General features: G+C 64.9%; 1 protein-coding gene and 1 pseudogene. One reads left to right on the top strand and one right to left on the bottom strand.

The window, feature by feature from the left end:
• Positions 1–1,065 (bottom strand): PLP-dependent aminotransferase family protein (locus B3873_RS16170; RefSeq protein WP_286867299.1); only part of this gene is annotated, 1,065 nt, incomplete at its 3' end.
• A 232-nt stretch (positions 1,066–1,297) separates the two neighbouring features.
• Between B3873_RS16170 and B3873_RS16165 the strand changes: the two are divergent.
• Positions 1,298–2,128, top strand: a pseudogene (locus tag B3873_RS16165) (3-hydroxy-3-methylglutaryl-CoA reductase); the annotation flags it as partial.

Raw genomic sequence — 2,128 nt, 5'->3', positions numbered from 1 at the left:
GCCGTCGGACAAGATCACGTCCAGCGTGCGCTCGCAGTATTCGGAACTGCTCATGTGGACCAGCATCTTGATGTCGGCCAGGTCACTGGCCAGATCACGATGGCAGGCAATGAAGCCCACGCGCAGCGCGGCGGACACCGACTTGGAAAAGCTGCCGATGTAGAGCGTGCGGCGCAACTGGTCCAGCGTGGCGATACGCGGCGCGGTAGCAGGCTTGAAGTCGGCGAAGGCATCGTTCTCCACGATCAGGGCATCGTGGCGATCGGCCAGTTGCAGGATCTTGTGCGCCTTGTGCGGAGAGGTGTCCGAGGCCGTGGGATTGTGCGCCAGCGACTGGGTGAAGAACAGCGGCGGCTTGCCGGGCAGCTTCAGTTCGCGTTCCAGGGCCTCGATATCCGGCCCGTCCGCATGGCGCGGGATGCCGACGATGCGCGCGCCGGACAGCTTGAGTTTGCCGTACAACATGTAGTAGCCCGGTTCATCGACCAGCACGCGATCGCCGGGGCGGATGAAATTGCGAATCACGATATCGAGCGCCTGGTTGGCCCCGTGGGTCAGCACGATCTGGCTGGTGGCGGCCTCGATGCCATGCTGTGCCAGCTTCTGCACCAGGTGCTGGCGCAGCGGCAGGTAACCGAAGCGGCTGCCGTAGCCGAACAGCGCACCCATGCCGGTGCGCACCACCTTCTGGTGGAATTTGTCCAGCCGCACATCGTGCAGCCATTCCACCGGCGGGAAGCCATCGCCCAGACGCAGATGGCCGGGGTCGTGCTTCAACTGCTCGCGCATGAGCCAGACCACGTCCATGGCGCGGCTCAGGCTGCCCTCCTCTTCTTCCTTCGGGCGCGGCGGCGTGGCGCAGACGAAGAAGCCGGAGCCGCGCCGGGGCTCGACCACGCCTTGCGCCGTCAATTCCTCGAACACGTTGACGATGGTGTTCTTGGCACAGCCATGCCGGGCGGCCAGCTCGCGGATCGACGGCAACCGGCTGCCGGGAGCATGGGCACCCTCTGCGATCTGGCGGCGGATCAGCTGCACCAGGGTCTGGGTGAGTGTCTGGGGGATGGTCACGGATAAGACTCTCCAAAAAGCAGGCAGGTACTCGCTCGCCCGCCCCGCGTCGTCGGGACTTGCTGCAATGCAAAGGGATTGTCCTGGGTACAGTTGCCCTGCTGTTGGCAGCAACTGTACCCATGCGCAATGGTACACCCTTGCTATTCTGCCAGCGCTGGACGGCGGCGCGCAGCCTGCCGCCCATTCCAGATCTTCATATAACGACGAAAAGAGAGACCAGCGCATGCACAGTGACAAGCACTCCGCGACCGATTCGCGCCTGCCCGGATTCCGCAGCCTGACCCCGCCGCAACGCCTGGCGGAGGTCGCACGCCTGGCCGGGCTGGGCGATTCCGAGCAGATCCTGCTGGGCCAGCCCGGCGGCCTGCCGCTGGCCACGGCCGACGGCATGATTGAAAACGTGGTCGGCACTTTCCAGCTGCCGCTGGGTGTGGCCGGGTATTTCCAGCTCAATGGCCGCGATGTACTGGTACCGATGGCGGTCGAAGAGCCCTCGGTGGTGGCGGCAGCGTCCTTCATGGCCAAGCTGGTGCGCGCCTGCGGCGGCTTCCAGACTTCCAGCAGCACGCCGCTCATGCGGGCGCAGATCCAGCTGCTCGGGGTGACCGATCCGCACGGCGCACGGCTGGCCATCCTCAAGGACCGCCAGGCCATCATCGACATCGCCAACAGCCGCGATCAGTTGCTCAACCAGCTGGGCGGCGGCTGCCGCGACATTGAAGTGCATGTCTTCCCGGACACCCGGCGCGGTGCCATGGTGGTCACACACCTGATCGTCGACGTGCGCGATGCGATGGGTGCCAATACCGTCAACACCATGGCCGAAGCGGTGGCCGGACATATCGAGGAAATCACCGGCGGCAAGGTGCGGCTGCGCATCCTCTCCAATCTGGCCGATCTGCGGCTGGCGCGGGCCAGGGTGAAGGTTTCTGCCGAGGTACTGGCCACCAGCGCATACAGTGGCGAGGAAGTCATCGATGGCATCGTCGATGCGTATGAATTTGCCGCCGTCGATCCCTACCGCGCCGCCACCCACAACAAGGGCATCATGAAC

Source organism: Herbaspirillum sp. UBA812 (assembly GCF_002296545.1).
In the GTDB taxonomy this organism is placed as follows: Bacteria; Pseudomonadota; Gammaproteobacteria; order Burkholderiales; family Burkholderiaceae_D; genus Herbaspirillum; species Herbaspirillum huttiense.
Note: the sequence above shows the minus strand (reverse complement) of the source record. Positions and strands in the feature narration are given on the sequence as shown.